Origin of the sequence: Paenibacillus nicotianae, from assembly GCF_042681745.1 — a bacterium.
GTDB classification, from domain to species: domain Bacteria; phylum Bacillota; class Bacilli; order Paenibacillales; family Paenibacillaceae; genus Saccharibacillus; species Saccharibacillus nicotianae.
Window position 1 is genome coordinate 147,609 of record NZ_JBHUGF010000001.1, and the last position, 16,587, is coordinate 164,195.

Genomic DNA, 16,587 nt, shown 5'->3' on the forward strand with positions numbered 1-16,587 from the left:
TAAAGGAGTGAACATTCATGGATCAGGTGGATCAACATATTCTACTCTGTCTGCAAACCCAAGCACGTATTTCAATGACCGAACTGGGGAAAGAAGTAGGGCTATCTCAACCGGCAGTGACCGAACGAGTACGTCGAATGGAAGAGAGTGGAGTGATTCAGCAATATAGAGCCATCGTTGCACCGGATAAGATTGGCAAATTGACAACAGCGTATTATTTATTCCGAGCGAATGATGGAATAGCGTTTGTACAATTTTGTCAGGAGACGGCTCAGATCGTAGAATGTCACCGAGTTAGCGGAGATTACAATTATTTGATCAAAGTGGTAACAGCATCTATTATGGATTTGGAACCGTTTGAAGATTGTATTACTAGCCACGGTTCATACACTGCGTTAATCACTCTTTCTTCTCCTATCGATCACAAATCTCTTGTACCTACGATGAGCAAAGATCAGCATATGATCTAATATGATTTGGTGTTAGACCAAAAAGGATCTTGTAGAGACAAGATCCTTTTGCATGCTATAAACGGCTTGGATAGTTATGATACTGTTACTAAGGCGTCTCTAACGTACTGATTCGATGTTGATAATGCCATTGTTCATAGATTCCACCTATGTCAGAAAAAGCTTGATTGGCTTGAGCTTGAATAAAGGGTTCATCTGTATTCAAATAAGAAGAATCCTGTTGCTGACGTTGTAATCGGTCTGTATGTAGAATCAGTTGAATTGTATTTTCTAAAATCCAGTACACCACATCATCTACATCAGCAGTCAGTTTATGTAGTATTTGTCCATTTCTTTCATACATTTTTAATACATAACCTTCGTTGGTCATCTGAATATAAGGCGAAAGTTCAAATCGTTCTTGATCGAAAAAAGGAGCATGTACCCATTGAAAGTGTTGTTGTTGATCATAGATCGTTGTTTTCTGAAGTAACGATGTGATCTTTTCTATAATCTGCTGTGCGGTATAGATCATCATTCAAACAACCTCATTTCTAGAGCTTTATTACAGATCGAGTGTTATGTAGCAGTGTCTACTATAGTATAAATAAAGGCGATTACCGATTCAATCTTATCAAATAGTTACAAAATCTCAACCTGCAATCGCTTTCACATCTAGTCATATGTATGTTTTAATAGATATACATCACAATTTATAGCCAAAGGAGTGTCTACAGCAGATGCAAATTTCTTCTTTTTTACTGCCTAAAGAACAAGTCGCTTATATTCCTTCAACAATCTCAATGTTTGAAGCATTAGAAATATTAGAAAGTCATTTTTACACAGCATTGCCGATTATCGATGAATCTGGACGATATGTAGGTACTCTTTCTGAAGGGGACTTATTATGGAAACTCAAAAATACATGCGATCTTAATTTTGAAAAAATGCGTGAGATTCCTGTCTACGATATTCAAAAACATGTTCGTAATGAAAGTGTTATTATTACAGCCGCTATGGAAGATATGTTATCGCTTGCCGCCGATCAGAACTTTGTACCTGTAACAGATACCAAAGGTATATTCCTCGGCATTATTCGTCGTAAAGATATTATTGAATACTATAATGATAATATTACAGACTAAATCATCGATAGCTCCTTATTGGATAACCACCTATCGTATACGATTGCAAAATCATACAAGCCTAACTGCTCATATCAAATGAACAGTTAGGCTTGTATTTATAATATGATCCAGCTACATCTTACTGACCAAAATCAATCGTTGCAATCGAAGCGCCAATACCGGGATCATTTGGATTGTTGATTCCGCGGGGTTGATCAAAATTGCTAATATATAACGTATTGCCTACAAAATGAAGACTGGCAGGAAATTCTAAAGGGCCTTTGTTATCATTACTAGCAATATCACTCACCTGTCCATTCAGACTAACACGCACAATAGCGTTACGTTCATTCGCCGCTACATATATCGCACCATCCGGTCCAAAGTTCAAGCCATCTGCTCCATATAATAGAGGACTTTGAGCTACCAGTTGTCGTTGTCCTAAAGAACCATCATTGTTGATCGCAAAGCGATTGACTTCTCCAGAGCTGGTATTACTTACATATAATTGCCCGTCTGTGCCAAAAGCGATACCATTCACCACGATTTTCTGTTCTTCTCGTGTCGGTACGATCCCGCTTGCATACGTACTGACTTGTCCAGTAGAAGATACTTTGTAGATCGCTCCTGTCGCTCCGCCACTCACATACAAATTGCCACTACGATCAAAAGCTAATCCATTTGCTCCAGGTACACCACTGGCATAAGTGACTACTTTGGATGAATCAAAAGCGGCACTGGATAAATCTTCTTCATTAATTCGATAAATAAGACCTTCTTCGCCTCCGCTGGCGATATACAGATTACCCTCAGTATCGAGTGCCATACCTGTTCCAGAACGCGGTAATTCAGTCAACGTATCGATCTTTCCGGTATCTGCGGCAATTCGATATAGCTTTTTACTACCCATTTCAACAGTAAAGACTTGATTATCTTCATTAGCAATCACACCTTCTATCCGTAGGCCTGTGGCTGTACTTGGATCAAGGTCTGTTAAGATCGATACTGATCGGTACGTGTCTGAAGTGACACTTGGTTCAGGATTGTTAGTCCCGGTAGACACGGATTGTATATTTACAGAACGAGTAGCAGGAGTATAGACCACTTTGTAATCAAAAGCTTCGAAAACTGCTCGTACAGGCACCAGTATATTATCCCCTACAACCTGTAGTGTATGATTCGCTAGTGATGTGCTATTAGCAGATGTAGCATCTTTATACAACGTGAATGTCATATCTTCTTTGGTCAATGTTAATACATTTTGCTCTGTATTCCATGTCGCTTGAGCGCCCAACTGAGTAGCGACTACTGCATAAGGACTGTATAGACTTTTTCCTATCAAATGGCTACTCCAATTGGTGCTTGTGCCTTCAATAAGTGTTCGGATATCTGAATCTACTGTATCTGCTGCCCATCCTGTCGATGGAGATAACAACAGACACCCCGTCATAGCGACAACTACGCCAATCGACTTACTTTTTTTCAAAAATAATCCCTCCTGTACGTTTAATTTGGCTTTATCAGCCTAACGGTAGCATTCGTTACAAGGCAGAATTATCCTTCTTTTAACAGCAAAAAGACAATAGTTACATATCCATAAAAAGTATAAAGCCAAATCAAGACCAGTCTAGAGTGTGCGCTGGATGTTATTTTTTCTGGAATTATATTACATTTAGAAGAAAGAAAAATATAATTCCTTTTTTTTATATTAAAAAAATAACCTGATCTCATATTTATCGTCTGTATAAGTGAAAGGCGTATTGATCACAAAGGAGAGTATGCAGGTGGAAGATAATGAAATTGTAGAACTATTTATGACGCGTAATGAATCGGCTATTATCGAATCTTCTCGTCAGTACGGAAGATATTGTTATACGATCTCTTACAATATTTTGAGTGATTCGGAAGATGCAGAAGAATGTGTTAATGATACATGGCTTCGCACATGGAATGCGATTCCTCCACAACGACCGAATAAACTATCTTTTTTTGTAGGCAGAATCACCAGAAATCTTTCACTGGATAAATTCAAAGCCAAAAAAGCTCAAAAGCGCGGCGGTGATATGACGATGATTCTGGGTGAACTCGATGATTGTATTCCTTCTGATCATGATGTAGAACAAGCGATTTTGGAAAAAGATTTGAGTCAAACGATCAATCGATTTCTGCATACATTACCTGAACGAGAGTGCAATTTATTTTTAGCCAGGTATTGGTATAGTCATTCACAAGCAGAGATTGCCGGGCAATTCGCTATGAAAGAAAACAATGTTAAAGCCAGTCTTTTTCGTACACGTACCAAACTCAAAGCGTATCTTGGGGAAGAAGGAATCTATCTATGAACAGTGAACAACTTTATCGTGCTATCGGGCAGATTGATGATGAATTATTGACCCGTTATGAAGCACGCCGTCAACCGAAGTCTGTCTATTGGCTGAAGTGGTCTAGTGCTGCTGCTTTTGCCGCGGTGGCTGTCATTATTGCTTTTACGGCTACAAATGTGTGGGATCAACAAAATCCTATCTATACAGCATCTGGAACTGTGATTCAAAGTGAAACGATGCCTTCAGACGGTATTCCATCAGATAGTTATGCTACACCTACTAATGGAAGTACATTCTATAGTCCAGAAGTGCAACAAGCTTTGAAGAAACATGCAGGGAAAGATGTGAAATACTTTGTAGCGATTGATCTATTTGCCAATATGAACCCTGTAGAGTACAACAGTCCGCAAGCTCAAGCTGAATTACAACGTCTGACTGCACTTAACTATAATGTTGGTTATGCTACAGCATGGACGTATCAAGGCAATCAACAAAAAGTGGATTATTCTTATATTGCTGGATATTTTACAGCCGATCAGTTACAGAATTTTGTAGCAGATTCACACTATGGTTATGGATTCCGCTTTGCTACCAATGGTGATGGAACACCTGTAGATGCAGAGCAAGGTATTCATATCGATTTTAAAAAATAATATAAATCAAAAATAACCTGTACAGCGAAACGTCGTCTTTTATAGTGTAAGCCATTATTGTTCAAACATTCGAGGAGGAATTAACATGAATAACAAAAACAAAAACAAAAAAATCGTAACTTCGATCTTATCTGCATCTATCTTATCTTTATCACTAGGAAGTATGTCTTTTGCAGCTACATCTAGCGTTCAAGATTTGAAAGGTGTAACCGGACAAGAACCAATTGTGAAACTACATGCCCAATCGACTACTAATGGGGTTAGCAATACAACTATTGCATCCAGTAAAACATTAACACAAGCACAAGCGAGCCAAATGATTGAAAAAGCATTCCAGGTGAAATCCAAAGCAGCAAATCCTAACCAAAAGATTAGTCGTGAACGCTATATTGATGAAGTGATGACTGCTCTAGAAACAGCGGGAAACATGCCAGCGATTGATGTGATTACACCTCATATCAAAGATATGAAAAAGTTAAATCCTTCATTCTTAGGTTCAGTACAAGTGGCTATCGTACTTGGGATTGTGAAGTTAGATCATAACCAAAACTTGAATCCGAAAAAAGAAATCACTCGTGCAGAAGCAAATGTGATCTTAAATAATGCTGTAGGATATTTGAAAAAGATTAAAAGCGATAAAGCAGCAAAACCGAAAGACAAAGGAGTAAGAATCGACGTATTACCGCACGAGAAAAAAGTACCACAACCTCAAAAAAATCAAAATAGTGGAGACATGGTATCTGAAAGTTATGCAGCACCAAGCAATGGCGAAAAATTATACGTTAGAACAGTGAAAATGGCGTTAGATCAATATGCAGGACAAGATGTGAAGTATTTTGTAGCGATTGATCTGTTCTCGAATGGAACTCCTTTAGAAACCAATAGCAAAGAAGTGCAAGCCGAAGTAAAACGTCTACAAGGATTGAATTATGATGTGAATGTTGCCAAAGCATGGACATATGAAGGGAATGCACAAAAAGTAGACTATACGTATGTAGGTGCTTATCTTACAGCAGATCAATTGGAACATTTCAAAGTGAGTACTAACTACGGTTATGCGTTCCAATTTGCTAGTAATGGCGATGGTTCACCGGTAGAAGGGAAAGCAGGCAGTATTACCGGAGTAAGTGATAACAGCAATCTTGCAGACTAATATCATAAAATAGGTATAAAAAAACGACTGTAGATAGCATACAGTCGTTTTTTTGCATTGATATCATTTAGGATCAATCAAATAAAATTCGGAAGAACTAACGCGCCATATACAAATGCCGCTAAAATCACAAAAGCAGGATGGATTTTGCGGATTTGCATCGCCCAGAAAGCAACGATAGCAATACCAAGACTTTGCCAGATCCCTATCGAGACAAAAGAACCTGCGGTTAACTGCCATGTCAGTACAGCCATCATGACAGCGATAACCGGCTGAACTAGCAATGTTAATCCTTTGACCACAGAAGAAGTACGGTATTTTTGCAATAGGTTAAGCAGTAAAATCAAAGCAACCGCAGAAGGCACGATCGTTGCAAATAAAGCGATGAATATCCCACCGATCCCTGATACATCATAGCCAACAAAAGCAGCAATTTTGGTTGCGATTGGCCCGGGAAGTGTATTACCAAGCGCTAGCACATTTGAAAAAGTTTTATCATCTAACCAGTGATAATGAGTGACGATCTCATTATACATTAGTGGAATCGAAGCAGGGCCACCACCATAACCCAGTACATTGGCTAGAAAGAATCCCCAGAATAAACGAAGCCATTCGATCCATTCAATAGCAAGTGTATGCATTACACCTCACCGCCTTCGTTGTTGTTCACAGGCGGTTGAGGTGGATTACGCCGATCTTTTAACCATTGTACAAACTTGAAATGAACAGCTCCATAAGCTAAAAATAGTGCAATGACGATAGCCGCATGAACACTCAACAGTTGCAATAAAATAAAAGCAAGAATAAACAATCCGATGCCTACTTTGATCCCTAATCCTTTGACAGCTTTTTCACCAAACTCATACGCCATCACGCCTAACATAACAGCAATCACAGGCACAACAGCAGCAATCATCCCTTGAATAATTTTGGAATGACTCAAGTAAGAGACAGCAGATAACAATACAATCATCGCCAGACAAGAAGGCAAAATATGAGCGATCACTGCCAAAATAGCACCTAGTACTCCTTTGCCCCGATAACCCAGATATGCCGCCATCTTGGTGGCAATTGGGCCTGGTAGTGCATTACCAAGCGCAAGAATTTCGCCAAATTCATCATCACTTAACCAGCGATAACGGGTAACTGCTTCGTACCGGAACAGCGGCATCACTGAAGGCCCGCCGCCATAACCGAGAATACCCGTACGTATCATCGCCCATGATAATTCACGATAGGTCGCTTTATGATAAGACGAAGGGGTTGAACTATGATCTGAAGATGTTGGTGGTTGTGTACTCATCGATTACAACCTCATTCCCATCCGGCTTTTGTAACGGGTGATCAACACTTGACAGTCCACGCTCATAATACCGGGCATATTGTATAATTTATCTTTAAGAAACGATTCCATTTCTTGATTGTCCATAAATAATCCATGCATATGCAATTTACTCGGGCCTGTCATATGATAAAGACTGGTGACAAAAGGCTCTTCTGCTAATTGATCTGCTGTTTCTTGCAGATGCTTGGGCTCTACTTCTACATTAAAAAAGGCAGAAACAGTAATCCCAATTTTGGCAGGATTAATTACAGCAGTGAATCGTTCGATCACTTCATTTTCGATTAATGCATTAATTCGTGCTTGTACAGCTACACGAGATAATCCAATATCTTTAGCGAGATCGGTATACGAGATTCGACCGTTTTTGTTCAGAATAGTAATGATTTTGCGATCAATGTCATCAATATCGACCGGTTGGTTATCAGATGTAGAACGATGATGGTTCATAAATAAATGTGCCCCCTTATATGCTATATGTACGATTGATTTTATTTCATTTTGATTAAAAAATAACTCTTTCATTTACGATATGTTTAAATATATAATGATTAAAAATCGTTTTCAACATAAAAATCAAAATTCACTTACACAAAGCTTACGTATTCGTGTAGTGATATACAGAAATAGTATCGGTAGGAGGAATAGATATGGGATCAACATGGAATGCCTTTATGAATGAACAATTGACGATGACTTCATCTTCGCCTCTAGCGGTAAAAGGATCACTGTCTGGATGGACGTTCGGAGTCAAAGATGTATTTGCACTTGCAGGTCATACTTCTAGCGCAGGTAATCCAGATTGGTTGCGTACTCATTCACCTGCAACGCAGACTGCATCGGCGATCCAGCGATTACTCGAAGCAGGAGCTATTCTTCAAGGAACGACTCATACCGATGAGCTAATGTATAGTTTGAATGGACAAAATATTCATTATGGCACGCCTACCAATCCGCAAGCAACAGATCGTATTCCAGGAGGATCATCTAGTGGCTCTGCTGTAGCAGTAGCGGCAGGTTTGCGAGATTTTGCTATCGGTACAGATACAGGCGGTTCGGTGCGTATTCCTTCGTCGTATTGTGGAATTTATGGAATGCGCCCTACACATGGGCTGGTTCCTATCGATGGAGTGATTCCACTTGCACCGGGATTTGATACAGTAGGATGGATGGCTAATTCTGCCGACGTGTTATTAGAAGTAGGTAAAGTATTAATCGATCATGCCGAAGAAGAAGCAGAGCACTCTGCATTTGACCATATCTACTTTCCAGAAGAAGCATGGGCTTTGGCAGAGCCAGAGACACGTCATGCTTTGCAAGAATGGATGGAGCAGATCACCTATCATATGACCAGCACTAACGGTCGCACGTCATGGACAGAAATAGCTCCAGAAGGATTATCCGCATGGATGACTGCATTTCGTACAGTTCAGGCATTAGAAATCTGGGAAGAACATCAAGAATGGATCGAAACGGTACAACCTGCTTTTGGCAAAGACATAGCAGATCGATTTGACTGGGCTTCGACGTTACGTGTAGAAGAAAATCAACATTCATTTGCTTTAAAACAGCAAGTTAGTGAGCGTCTGCATCAATTGTTAGGTACTCATAAATTACTCGTATTGCCAACAGCAACAAGTTCAGCACCTTCGCTTGATATTGAAGGAGAAGCCAATGAGCGTCGTCGCTCTCAAACGATGCAATTATCGTGTATCGCAGGTCTATCGGGTCTGCCACAGATCAGTATTCCTGTAACTACTTTACAAGGAGCACCTATTGGTCTATCTATTATCGCAGGCAAAGGTCAAGATATCCGTTTACTACAATGGGTTAAAAACTGGGCTGACACGATCCAAAAATAAGTAAATACAGTACAAGCTCTATACCGAAAATACCTTGATATGACAAAAGGTTTTCGATATAGAGCTTATTTTGTTTTAGACAATATGAGGAGTAAATTAAACACCATTTAACATATGTTGACAAGCGATTAGCATTTCTATTACAATAACAATGAATTATATAGATAGTTACTAAATATTACTTAATTCAAAAATGAAATTATGTTAGTTTATACGTTTAATAACCCCCCACCCAAAAGGAGAATACACTCATGTCTAATGCTATTAAGCCAGAAACTATTCAAGTGATTGAGCAACGTCATTCTGTAAAATCGTACGAAAAAGGTTACCAAATTCCACAAGAAGATATGGATACAATTATCAAAGCGGCTAATGATGCTCCTTCTGCTTGGAATCTTCAACACTGGAAGTTTCTTGTCATTGATGATGAAGCGAAAAAGCAAGAATTGTTACCAATCGCTTACAACCAATCTCAAGTAGCAGACAGTTCTTTTGTAGTTGCTATTCTAGCTGATCTAGAAGCAAACAAAAATGCAGGTACCATCTATGATGCGGCTGTTGAAGCAGGTGCATTGACTCAAGAAATTCGTGATTCTTTAGTGGCTCAAATTGATGGAGCTTATCAAAGTGCTGAATTTGCACGTGATAGCGCCAATATCAATTCTTCTTTTGCAGCGATGAACTTGATGCTTGCAGCAAAAGCACTTGGTTATGATACTTGTGCTATGGGTGGATTCGATAGCAAAAAATTTGCAGAGCATTTCAATGTACCGGCTCGTTATATTCCTACAGTTTTAATCAGTGTAGGTAAAGCAGCCAAACCTGCTTATGCTTCTGGACGTTTTGATTTGAACGAAGTAGTCATCAAAAACTCATTCTAAGAGATAACGTATTTCTATTTATATATACTTTGCCTGGCGATCTCTGCGCCAGGTTTTTTCTATATTTACCAATTAAATCATTAAATAGTTAACGAATACGTTCAATACTATGAACTATTTAGCGCTAAATGTCGAAATATAAGAAAGGACATAAAAGAGATAAAATAGGATGTGATAGTAGATCTTATGGCGATAGACTTAATTAACAATTTAACATTAACATCAACTTTTTTATTTCTGGGAAATTTGTTGTTAAATAAAATTCGCAATCAATTTATAAATCGTAAACGACTGTTTATTGGTCTGTCAGGTATAACTTATGGTTTATTCGGGTTGGTTCTTATTTTGTGGGGATTTCATTTACCAGAAAGTCATATATTAATAGATTTAAGAGCATTAGCAGTGGTAGGAGCCGTCTATACAGTAGGTAGTGCATCCGGTCTTATTGCCGCTGTAATTATTATCTCAGGTCGCACTCTGCTTTTTGAATATGGTAATATAGATATATTGGTTGTGGGCGCAAGTATTGTTTTGATAGCTTGGATGTTATCTTCCTTTTTGCTAAAAGGAGATCATCGATTATCTTTAAGTCGCTGGTTGATTATTATTTGTTGCTCGATGATTTTGCCTTCTATTTTGCTTTATTGTACGTTACAGACTCGTATACTCTGGCAGCTTATTACGATTTTAGTCGTATTTCTGGTAGGCGGATTATTTACGTATATTATTCTGGTGTATCTTACACGCTCTAATCATTTATTTGTATTATTAAAAGAATTGGCTAATCGAGATCATCTTACAGGATTGCATAATCCTCGTGCTTTTGAAGCTTTATTTGAAGAAACGCTGAATTATGCCAAAGCTAATCAAAAAAGCTTTTCGTTGTTGATGCTTGATATCGATTATTTCAAATCGATTAATGATACGTATGGACATAGCAGTGGGGACGCTGTTTTATCGCAAATAGGAGAATTACTTCAAGATTTTGTACGCTCTGGCGATGTCTGTGCTCGTAAAGGTGGAGAAGAATTTATTATTATTCTCAACTATTGCACTCGTAATCATGCGATTCATGTCGCTGAAAAGTTACGGGTGTTGATTGAGCAGAATAAATTTGTATTGCCCAATAATCTTTTATTATCGATTACTGTCTCTATCGGTGTAGCTACATTTCCTGATACGAAGTCTAATGTGATGCTGGATCAAGTAGATGAAGCTTTATATGAAGCGAAGCATCAAGGGCGTAATCGAGTGCATGCTGTTTGAGAAATGACTAGAATGGTTGGATATAAGAAGCAGTGATTTTATTTTTTATATACGATAAGGAGGTGAACCAGAGTCGTTCGTAAGACTCTGGGTTATTTATGAAAATTGCAGATCATATCGAAATGTTAGAACTTAAAGTACCGATGGGTGGACATGAAATGGTCATTCATCCTGTTGTTATCTATGCAGATCATCAAGCTGTACTATTGGATACCGGGGTTCCTGGTTGTTACGACAAAATTATCGAGCAGATCGATCCAGCTTATCCAGTCCAATCGGTTATTTTGACTCATGATGATCTAGACCATATTGGTAGTTTTCCACAATTTGTAGAAGCAGCTTCAGGTACATTAGATGTGTATGCTCAAGCGAATGATGCAGACGCTATTAACGGAAATAAACCTTTTTCCAAAGCCAAACCTGAACGGGTCAATATGGTATTAGAACCATTTCCAGAGTCTATCCAACAATCGTTTCGTAGCGTTTTTTCAACCGATACACCGGATCATGTGAATCATGTGTTACAAGGAAATGAAGTGCTACCTTTCAGTGAAGGGTTACAAGTGATACATACACCGGGACATACGCCAGGGCATACAAGCTTTTATGATATCGCTAGTAAAATACTGATTGCCGGAGATGCGATGATCGTAGAAAATGGTGAATTGCATGGGCCTAATCCAGCATTTACATTAGATATGGAGCAAGCGATTAATTCTTTGCGAGCTTTTCAAAAGCTGAATATCGAAGCAATTGTTTGTTATCATGGTGGATTGTTTAAAGGAGATATTCAGCAACGACTTAACGAGATCGTGAATCATTCGTGATTGAGCCAAAGCCTTGGGTTAGATGGTTATATACACTCGCACTTGCTTTAATCGGTGGACTATTATTTAAAGTTGCTCATTTACCTATTCCATGGTTACTGGGACCGATGATTGTTATTTTTATCGGTTCCAAATTATTTCCTTCTATGCCGCCGTTATGGCCGGGAGCCGCACGTAATGCAGGTATGATCATTGTCGGTTATTCGATCGGATTATCATTGACTGCTGCTACATTGCAACAGATTGGCGGACAATTGCCTTCTATGATCGGCTTAACCACATTGCTGATTGTATTTGCTGTGCTGACCGCTTATATTATTTTCAAAATTTCAGGGATTCCTTTTCCTACCGTCTTGTTAGGCAGTATTCCAGGCGGCTTAACTCAGATGGTTATTCTAGCAGAAGAAGTCAAAGGAATCGATATCACCGTTGTTACTTTTCTACAAGTTTCCCGGTTAATGATGATTATTATTTTTGTACCGTTATTGATATTTAGCCCTATTTTCGGTGTTGATATGGATCTGGTGACACAGGCATTAGAACATTCCACAGCCAGTTGGAGCGGGCTGTTTCCGAATATCTTTTTATTTGCTATAGCTTGTACAGGTATGGCGATAGTAGGGAAAAAGATTAATTTTCCTACTGCATTTATTTTGTTACCGATGATTACAACTGCACTTATTCAATTTGCAGGTATTTCTGCACCGGCTTTACCTTCTGCGATATTAGATCTTGCTCAATTATTGATCGGTAGTGCGATTGGTCTGATGCTCAAGCCTGAACTGTTAACTAACAAAATACAGATGATTGGGCTGGCGATCGGTAGTGGAATCGTGCTGTTGCTGTTTGCATGTATCCTTGCTTTTATATTGATGCAGTGGCATCACGTCTCTCCAGCTACCGCGATGTTAAGTATGTCGCCAGGCGGTATGGATCAGATGAGTATTATTGCGCATGAAGTGAATGCAGATATTGCGACCGTAAGCTGTTATCAGTTATTTAGAACACTGTTTATTTTTCTGGCTGTACCGCCTTTGTTAAAGTTGATTTTCCGGCGAATTGCTAGATAAATGATTCAATCCCTTATCGGGGTCGTTATAAGATAGAGGAAGTCTTTATCGAATTGATGATCTGAAAGGGGATATAATCATGTCTGTTTTTGAAAATGAAGTCTGGTTCTATATCGGTACGTACGCAAGTGAAGAAGAAGTAGGTATTCAAACAGCAGTCATGAATACAGATACAGGTGAATTGCGTCTGGTAGGTGGGATCAAAGGAATCGAAAACCCTTCGTATCTTGCATTATCTACAGACAGCACTGTATTATATGCCGCGAGTGAAAAAGATGAAGGTGAAATTTTAACGTACAAGATCAATCCAACAACACGCGAACTGCATTTGTTAGATCGTAAATCTACAGGTGGAGGCGCTCCTTGTTATGTGCAATTGACTCCAGATGGTAAGCATCTAGTAGCATCGAATTATACTGGTGCTAATGTGAATGTATTTGCGGTAGGGGATCAAGGCGCTTTATCTGGAATGACAGGTGAAGTTAAACATACTGGAAGTGGAACCGATCCAGATCGTCAAGATGCTCCACATCCACATTCGGCTGTTTCTTCTTTAGATAATCATCATGTGTACGTATCTGATCTAGGGTTGGATAAGGTATTTACATATCGTTTAGAAGATAATGGTACATTAACCGAAGAAGGCGCTACTGAGCTTCCAGCACAAGCAGGGCCTCGTCATTTGATTTTCCATCCTAACGGGCAATTGGCTTATGGAATCAATGAACTTAATAGCACTGTAACAGCATACGGTCGTCGCCCAGAAGATGGTCAATTGGAGATTATTGGTCATGTATCGACATTGCCAGAAGACTTTACAGGTGAAAATACAGGCGGAGATATCCGTATTTCTCCTTGTGGACGCTTTGTCTATGCTTCGAATCGTGGACATAATAGTCTAGTACATTATAATATCGATGAAATGTCAGGTGCATTGACGCCTATCGAATGGGTACCTGTTAAAGGAGAAACGCCGCGTAATGTTGCTGTTGTACCGGGCGGATATATTCTGGTCAGCAATCAAGATAGCAACAATATCGTGCAATTTGCGATAGAAGCGGATACAGGTAAACTGTTGCTAACAGGTAATGAATTAACACTGAATCGTCCGGTGTGCGTAATGGCTGAACAACCAGAACCTGGCGTACAATAAATAATTACATCAACACTATATGATCACTGGTGATCAATTGATACGCTATAGATCATAGTATATACAATATAAAAAACACTTCAGTATCAGCAGACCTTATCTGCTGTAATACTGAAGTGTTTTTTTGATGTGAAAATTATCTTATTCGTATTCGCCTACAAAAGGGCGCTCTTTGCGCTTAGGCTCGCGGGTAAAACGGAATCCAGTTACAAAAATAAGAATCTGGGCAATCAGCAGATAAGGAGCGGCTTGAAGACTGAATATATGTATAAAGCATAATCCGCTAATAAACAAAGCTAACCAAATAAATACCAGTCTGCGCGCATTTTCACGAAAATCGGCTGTAATCACAGCATACAGTACAATCAAAGCTCCTGTGCAAGAGATAAAGCGCAAAATAGCAAATAACACTTCAGAAGAAGGTTGTGCAGACCTAGCGGTCAACAGATCATTCCATAGATTCCATAACAATAATGATTCGGCTATGATAACAATAAACGGAATTGCTGGTCGAATCGTTAGCCACAATAACAATCCCCAGCGTGGATGTTCGCCACGAGCAAGTACCATTTTGCGCTCACGAGTTAAGCGGCGAATATCACTATCCAAAGTCCGATAAAGTAACACAAGACTTTTGCGATCTTTTTCTTCCATATACTGATCGATTCGCTCTAACAATTCATCTGAAGCATACGTAGCCGCTTTGCAAGCCAGTACACTTTCAGCAGGAACAGGGAAAGAGTTTTGATTGGTATAAGCAACCTGATTTTTGTTCATTATAGCTGGATAGACTTGTCCTGCTGCCCGGGTCAATCGATCCAGACTATTTTGGATTCGGCGCATACGTTCATCATCTCTATATTTACGTTGCTTGGCTGTATATCCATACACCACTGCAAAAGCCAACAGTCCTCCTATCCCGATCATATATAATCCGAGAGCATGAGAATGCAGTAAAATAGACCAATCCAACAGATTCACTCCTTTAGCGATCATCCGTACTTGAATATATCGTTTTTTGTGCGTACATCTTATCCTTAACCAAAATGGTTATTACAGAATAAGTACACTTACAATAATTCTCAGTACAACCGAGTAACTTTCTTTTAGAAGTATAACTCTTTGATGTATACTATAGTATATAAGTGCTTGAAATAAGATGCTTTTTGAAGTGTAGTATTTATTTTATTTTTCAAAAAAACCATTCTTATATAGATAAGTATCATATAACCTGTTGTATTCGTTATAAACAGACAAAGAAGTAAATAGATGAAGAAGGGGTGTACGTTATGGCGTATAATAGCCGTTTTGCTGTGGCTATTCACACATTATCGTTACTGGATGCAAGTGATGGACATATCACTTCAGAATGGATTGCTGCAAGTGTGAATACCAATGCTGTTGTGATCCGGCGGATGATCAGTCAATTAGCCAAAGCAGGTATTGTTCGTACTCAGCCAGGGGTGGCTGGAGCACAGATGACACGTCCTGCGTCTGAAATTACATTATTAGATATTTATCGTGCAGCACAAAATGATACCAAAGATGAGCTATTTGCTATTCACGAGAATCCGAATCCCAATTGCGAGATTGGGCGTAATATTCAAGCTGAACTTGAAACGGTTTTTCAACGTGCACAGAAAGCAATGGAACGTGAATTAGAACAGATTACACTCAAGCAGGTGACTACTGATTTGCAGGAAATGGAACAGGTTCGTCAAGCGATCCAGAACTAATACTGAATCATCATCGGCTGAGCAGGGTATGTAAAAGAAAAGACCGCTCATGACGGAAAGGATGAAACCACAAATGAAAATAGCGATTATTGGTGCAACCGGAACAATCGGACAACGCCTTGTACAAGAAGGGCTACGACGTAAATATGAGATCACAGCAGCGACTCGTGATTCTTCCAAAATTGACAAAAATACAGACCGTCTACAAGGAATAAGCTTAAATGTGCTTGATCCGATCAGTGTAGAAGCTGTTGTCTCAGGACATGATGTAGTAATCAACGCTTATGGCCCTCAATTTGGAAATGAAGGTGAATTAACAGAAGCGGCAAGTGCGATTGTAGAAGGGATGAAAAGAGCAGATGTACAGCGCCTTTTAGTTGTTGGTGGCGCTGGAAGTTTGGAAGTAGAGCCTGGTGTACGATTGATGGATACTCCTGATTTTCCAGCAGAAATTAAACCGCTGGCACAAGCTCATGTCGATGCTTATGAAATCTATAGCCAGAGCGATCTGGATTGGACTTATATCAGTCCGGCAAGTTGGATCGAACCGGGCAAACGGACAGGTAATTTCCGTATCGGAACCAATCGCCTGATTACAGATGACGAGGGAGCAAGTCGCATCTCAGTAGAAGATTATGCAGCAGCTTTATTTGATGAAGTAGAAGATCCGTTATTTACACGCACTCGTTTTACAGTAGCATATTAAGTTGTATGGAGTACGTAACTATACTTGATCAGAACACC

Annotated in this window: 19 protein-coding genes; 13 read left to right on the forward strand and 6 right to left on the reverse strand. The window is 39.3% G+C overall.

All coding sequences use genetic code 11. The features are described 5' to 3' along the window. Nucleotides 1–17 precede the first annotated feature (17 nt). The gene (locus ACFSGI_RS00655) at nucleotides 18–470 is read left to right on the forward strand and encodes an Lrp/AsnC family transcriptional regulator (RefSeq protein ID WP_204826458.1); all 453 of its coding nucleotides are present in this window, start codon (nucleotides 18–20) and stop codon (nucleotides 468–470) included. Between the two features lie 88 nt (nucleotides 471–558). Here the strand turns inward: ACFSGI_RS00655 and ACFSGI_RS00660 are convergent, their stop codons facing one another. Beyond that, nucleotides 559–987 (reverse strand): Imm63 family immunity protein, encoded by a 429-nt coding sequence (locus ACFSGI_RS00660; RefSeq protein ID WP_204826459.1) that lies wholly within the window; start codon nucleotides 985–987, stop codon nucleotides 559–561. A 202-nt stretch (nucleotides 988–1,189) separates the two neighbouring features. Between ACFSGI_RS00660 and ACFSGI_RS00665 the strand changes: the two genes are divergently transcribed. Further along, nucleotides 1,190–1,594, forward strand: coding sequence for a CBS domain-containing protein (locus ACFSGI_RS00665; RefSeq protein ID WP_204826460.1), 405 nt, complete (start codon nucleotides 1,190–1,192; stop codon nucleotides 1,592–1,594). 121 nt (nucleotides 1,595–1,715) lie between these two features. Here the strand turns inward: ACFSGI_RS00665 and ACFSGI_RS00670 are convergent, their stop codons facing one another. Further along, nucleotides 1,716–3,062, reverse strand: a complete 1,347-nt coding sequence (locus ACFSGI_RS00670; RefSeq protein ID WP_204826461.1) for an SMP-30/gluconolactonase/LRE family protein — start codon at nucleotides 3,060–3,062, stop codon at nucleotides 1,716–1,718. 298 nt (nucleotides 3,063–3,360) lie between these two features. Between ACFSGI_RS00670 and ACFSGI_RS00675 the strand changes: the two genes are divergently transcribed. The 3 genes from ACFSGI_RS00675 to ACFSGI_RS00685 all read left to right on the forward strand — a co-directional run bounded on the left by ACFSGI_RS00675 (nucleotide 3,361) and on the right by ACFSGI_RS00685 (nucleotide 5,706). Next, a complete protein-coding gene (locus ACFSGI_RS00675; RefSeq protein ID WP_204826462.1) occupies nucleotides 3,361–3,918 on the forward strand; it encodes an RNA polymerase sigma factor in 558 nt (185 codons plus the stop codon). After that, complete coding sequence (locus ACFSGI_RS00680) at nucleotides 3,915–4,553, forward strand: macro domain-containing protein (protein WP_204826463.1); 639 nt, start codon at nucleotides 3,915–3,917, stop codon at nucleotides 4,551–4,553. Before ACFSGI_RS00675 ends, ACFSGI_RS00680 begins: the two co-directional genes overlap by 4 nt. A gap of 85 nt (nucleotides 4,554–4,638) precedes the next feature. Next, nucleotides 4,639–5,706: an S-layer homology domain-containing protein gene (locus tag ACFSGI_RS00685; RefSeq protein ID WP_204826464.1), complete on the forward strand. Its 1,068-nt coding sequence runs from the start codon at nucleotides 4,639–4,641 to the stop codon at nucleotides 5,704–5,706. Between the two features lie 77 nt (nucleotides 5,707–5,783). Here ACFSGI_RS00685 and ACFSGI_RS00690 read toward each other — a convergent pair whose 3' ends face one another. From ACFSGI_RS00690 to ACFSGI_RS00700, 3 genes are read right to left on the reverse strand one after another with little or no spacing between them, the layout of a single operon-like run. Next, on the reverse strand, nucleotides 5,784–6,347 hold the full coding sequence (locus ACFSGI_RS00690; protein WP_379282165.1) for a chromate transporter: 564 nt from the start codon (nucleotides 6,345–6,347) through the stop codon (nucleotides 5,784–5,786). Further along, complete coding sequence (locus tag ACFSGI_RS00695) at nucleotides 6,347–7,009, reverse strand: chromate transporter (RefSeq protein WP_204826465.1); 663 nt, start codon at nucleotides 7,007–7,009, stop codon at nucleotides 6,347–6,349. Before ACFSGI_RS00695 ends, ACFSGI_RS00690 begins: the two co-directional genes overlap by 1 nt. Nucleotides 7,010–7,012: 3 nt before the next feature. Beyond that, nucleotides 7,013–7,498: an Lrp/AsnC family transcriptional regulator gene (locus tag ACFSGI_RS00700; protein ID WP_204826466.1), complete on the reverse strand. Its 486-nt coding sequence runs from the start codon at nucleotides 7,496–7,498 to the stop codon at nucleotides 7,013–7,015. A 200-nt stretch (nucleotides 7,499–7,698) separates the two neighbouring features. On the opposite strand from ACFSGI_RS00700, the gene ACFSGI_RS00705 reads away from it, so the two are divergent. From ACFSGI_RS00705 to ACFSGI_RS00730, 6 genes are all read left to right on the forward strand, one after another. Further along, on the forward strand, nucleotides 7,699–8,910 hold the full coding sequence (locus tag ACFSGI_RS00705) for an amidase (protein WP_204826467.1): 1,212 nt from the start codon (nucleotides 7,699–7,701) through the stop codon (nucleotides 8,908–8,910). A gap of 251 nt (nucleotides 8,911–9,161) precedes the next feature. Next, nucleotides 9,162–9,791 (forward strand): nitroreductase family protein, encoded by a 630-nt coding sequence (locus tag ACFSGI_RS00710; protein WP_204826468.1) that lies wholly within the window; start codon nucleotides 9,162–9,164, stop codon nucleotides 9,789–9,791. A gap of 171 nt (nucleotides 9,792–9,962) precedes the next feature. Then, complete coding sequence (locus tag ACFSGI_RS00715; RefSeq protein WP_204826469.1) at nucleotides 9,963–11,057, forward strand: GGDEF domain-containing protein; 1,095 nt, start codon at nucleotides 9,963–9,965, stop codon at nucleotides 11,055–11,057. Between the two features lie 98 nt (nucleotides 11,058–11,155). Continuing rightward, a complete protein-coding gene (locus ACFSGI_RS00720) occupies nucleotides 11,156–11,884 on the forward strand; it encodes an MBL fold metallo-hydrolase (RefSeq protein ID WP_204826470.1) in 729 nt (242 codons plus the stop codon). Next, complete coding sequence (locus tag ACFSGI_RS00725) at nucleotides 11,881–12,954, forward strand: AbrB family transcriptional regulator (RefSeq protein ID WP_204826471.1); 1,074 nt, start codon at nucleotides 11,881–11,883, stop codon at nucleotides 12,952–12,954. Before ACFSGI_RS00720 ends, ACFSGI_RS00725 begins: the two co-directional genes overlap by 4 nt. Nucleotides 12,955–13,033: 79 nt before the next feature. Continuing rightward, the gene (locus ACFSGI_RS00730) at nucleotides 13,034–14,107 is read left to right on the forward strand and encodes a lactonase family protein (protein ID WP_204826472.1); all 1,074 of its coding nucleotides are present in this window, start codon (nucleotides 13,034–13,036) and stop codon (nucleotides 14,105–14,107) included. A gap of 141 nt (nucleotides 14,108–14,248) precedes the next feature. On the opposite strand, the gene ACFSGI_RS00735 is transcribed toward ACFSGI_RS00730, so the two are convergent. Next, nucleotides 14,249–15,079, reverse strand: a complete 831-nt coding sequence (locus ACFSGI_RS00735) for a hypothetical protein (protein ID WP_204826473.1) — start codon at nucleotides 15,077–15,079, stop codon at nucleotides 14,249–14,251. 317 nt (nucleotides 15,080–15,396) lie between these two features. Between ACFSGI_RS00735 and ACFSGI_RS00740 the strand changes: the two genes are divergently transcribed. After that, a complete protein-coding gene (locus ACFSGI_RS00740; protein ID WP_204826474.1) occupies nucleotides 15,397–15,843 on the forward strand; it encodes an Rrf2 family transcriptional regulator in 447 nt (148 codons plus the stop codon). A 73-nt stretch (nucleotides 15,844–15,916) separates the two neighbouring features. After that, nucleotides 15,917–16,549 carry an NAD(P)-dependent oxidoreductase gene (locus tag ACFSGI_RS00745; protein ID WP_204826475.1) on the forward strand — a complete coding sequence of 211 codons (633 nt, stop codon included), beginning with the start codon at nucleotides 15,917–15,919 and terminating at the stop codon, nucleotides 16,547–16,549. Nucleotides 16,550–16,587: the final 38 nt, after the last annotated feature.

Bases quoted from the DNA above. Each gene is read 5' to 3' on its own strand.
- ACFSGI_RS00655 (WP_204826458.1), top strand. From the start codon at position 18: ATGGATCAGGTGGATCAACATATTCTACTCTGTCTGCAAACCCAAGCA.
- ACFSGI_RS00660 (WP_204826459.1), bottom strand. From the start codon at position 987: ATGATGATCTATACCGCACAGCAGATTATAGAAAAGATCACATCGTTA.
- ACFSGI_RS00665 (WP_204826460.1), top strand. From the start codon at position 1,190: ATGCAAATTTCTTCTTTTTTACTGCCTAAAGAACAAGTCGCTTATATT.
- ACFSGI_RS00680 (WP_204826463.1), top strand. From the start codon at position 3,915: ATGAACAGTGAACAACTTTATCGTGCTATCGGGCAGATTGATGATGAA.
- ACFSGI_RS00685 (WP_204826464.1), top strand. From the start codon at position 4,639: ATGAATAACAAAAACAAAAACAAAAAAATCGTAACTTCGATCTTATCT.
- ACFSGI_RS00690 (WP_379282165.1), bottom strand. From the start codon at position 6,347: ATGCATACACTTGCTATTGAATGGATCGAATGGCTTCGTTTATTCTGG.
- ACFSGI_RS00695 (WP_204826465.1), bottom strand. From the start codon at position 7,009: ATGAGTACACAACCACCAACATCTTCAGATCATAGTTCAACCCCTTCG.
- ACFSGI_RS00700 (WP_204826466.1), bottom strand. From the start codon at position 7,498: ATGAACCATCATCGTTCTACATCTGATAACCAACCGGTCGATATTGAT.
- ACFSGI_RS00705 (WP_204826467.1), top strand. From the start codon at position 7,699: ATGGGATCAACATGGAATGCCTTTATGAATGAACAATTGACGATGACT.
- ACFSGI_RS00710 (WP_204826468.1), top strand. From the start codon at position 9,162: ATGTCTAATGCTATTAAGCCAGAAACTATTCAAGTGATTGAGCAACGT.
- ACFSGI_RS00720 (WP_204826470.1), top strand. From the start codon at position 11,156: ATGAAAATTGCAGATCATATCGAAATGTTAGAACTTAAAGTACCGATG.
- ACFSGI_RS00730 (WP_204826472.1), top strand. From the start codon at position 13,034: ATGTCTGTTTTTGAAAATGAAGTCTGGTTCTATATCGGTACGTACGCA.
- ACFSGI_RS00740 (WP_204826474.1), top strand. From the start codon at position 15,397: ATGGCGTATAATAGCCGTTTTGCTGTGGCTATTCACACATTATCGTTA.
- ACFSGI_RS00745 (WP_204826475.1), top strand. From the start codon at position 15,917: ATGAAAATAGCGATTATTGGTGCAACCGGAACAATCGGACAACGCCTT.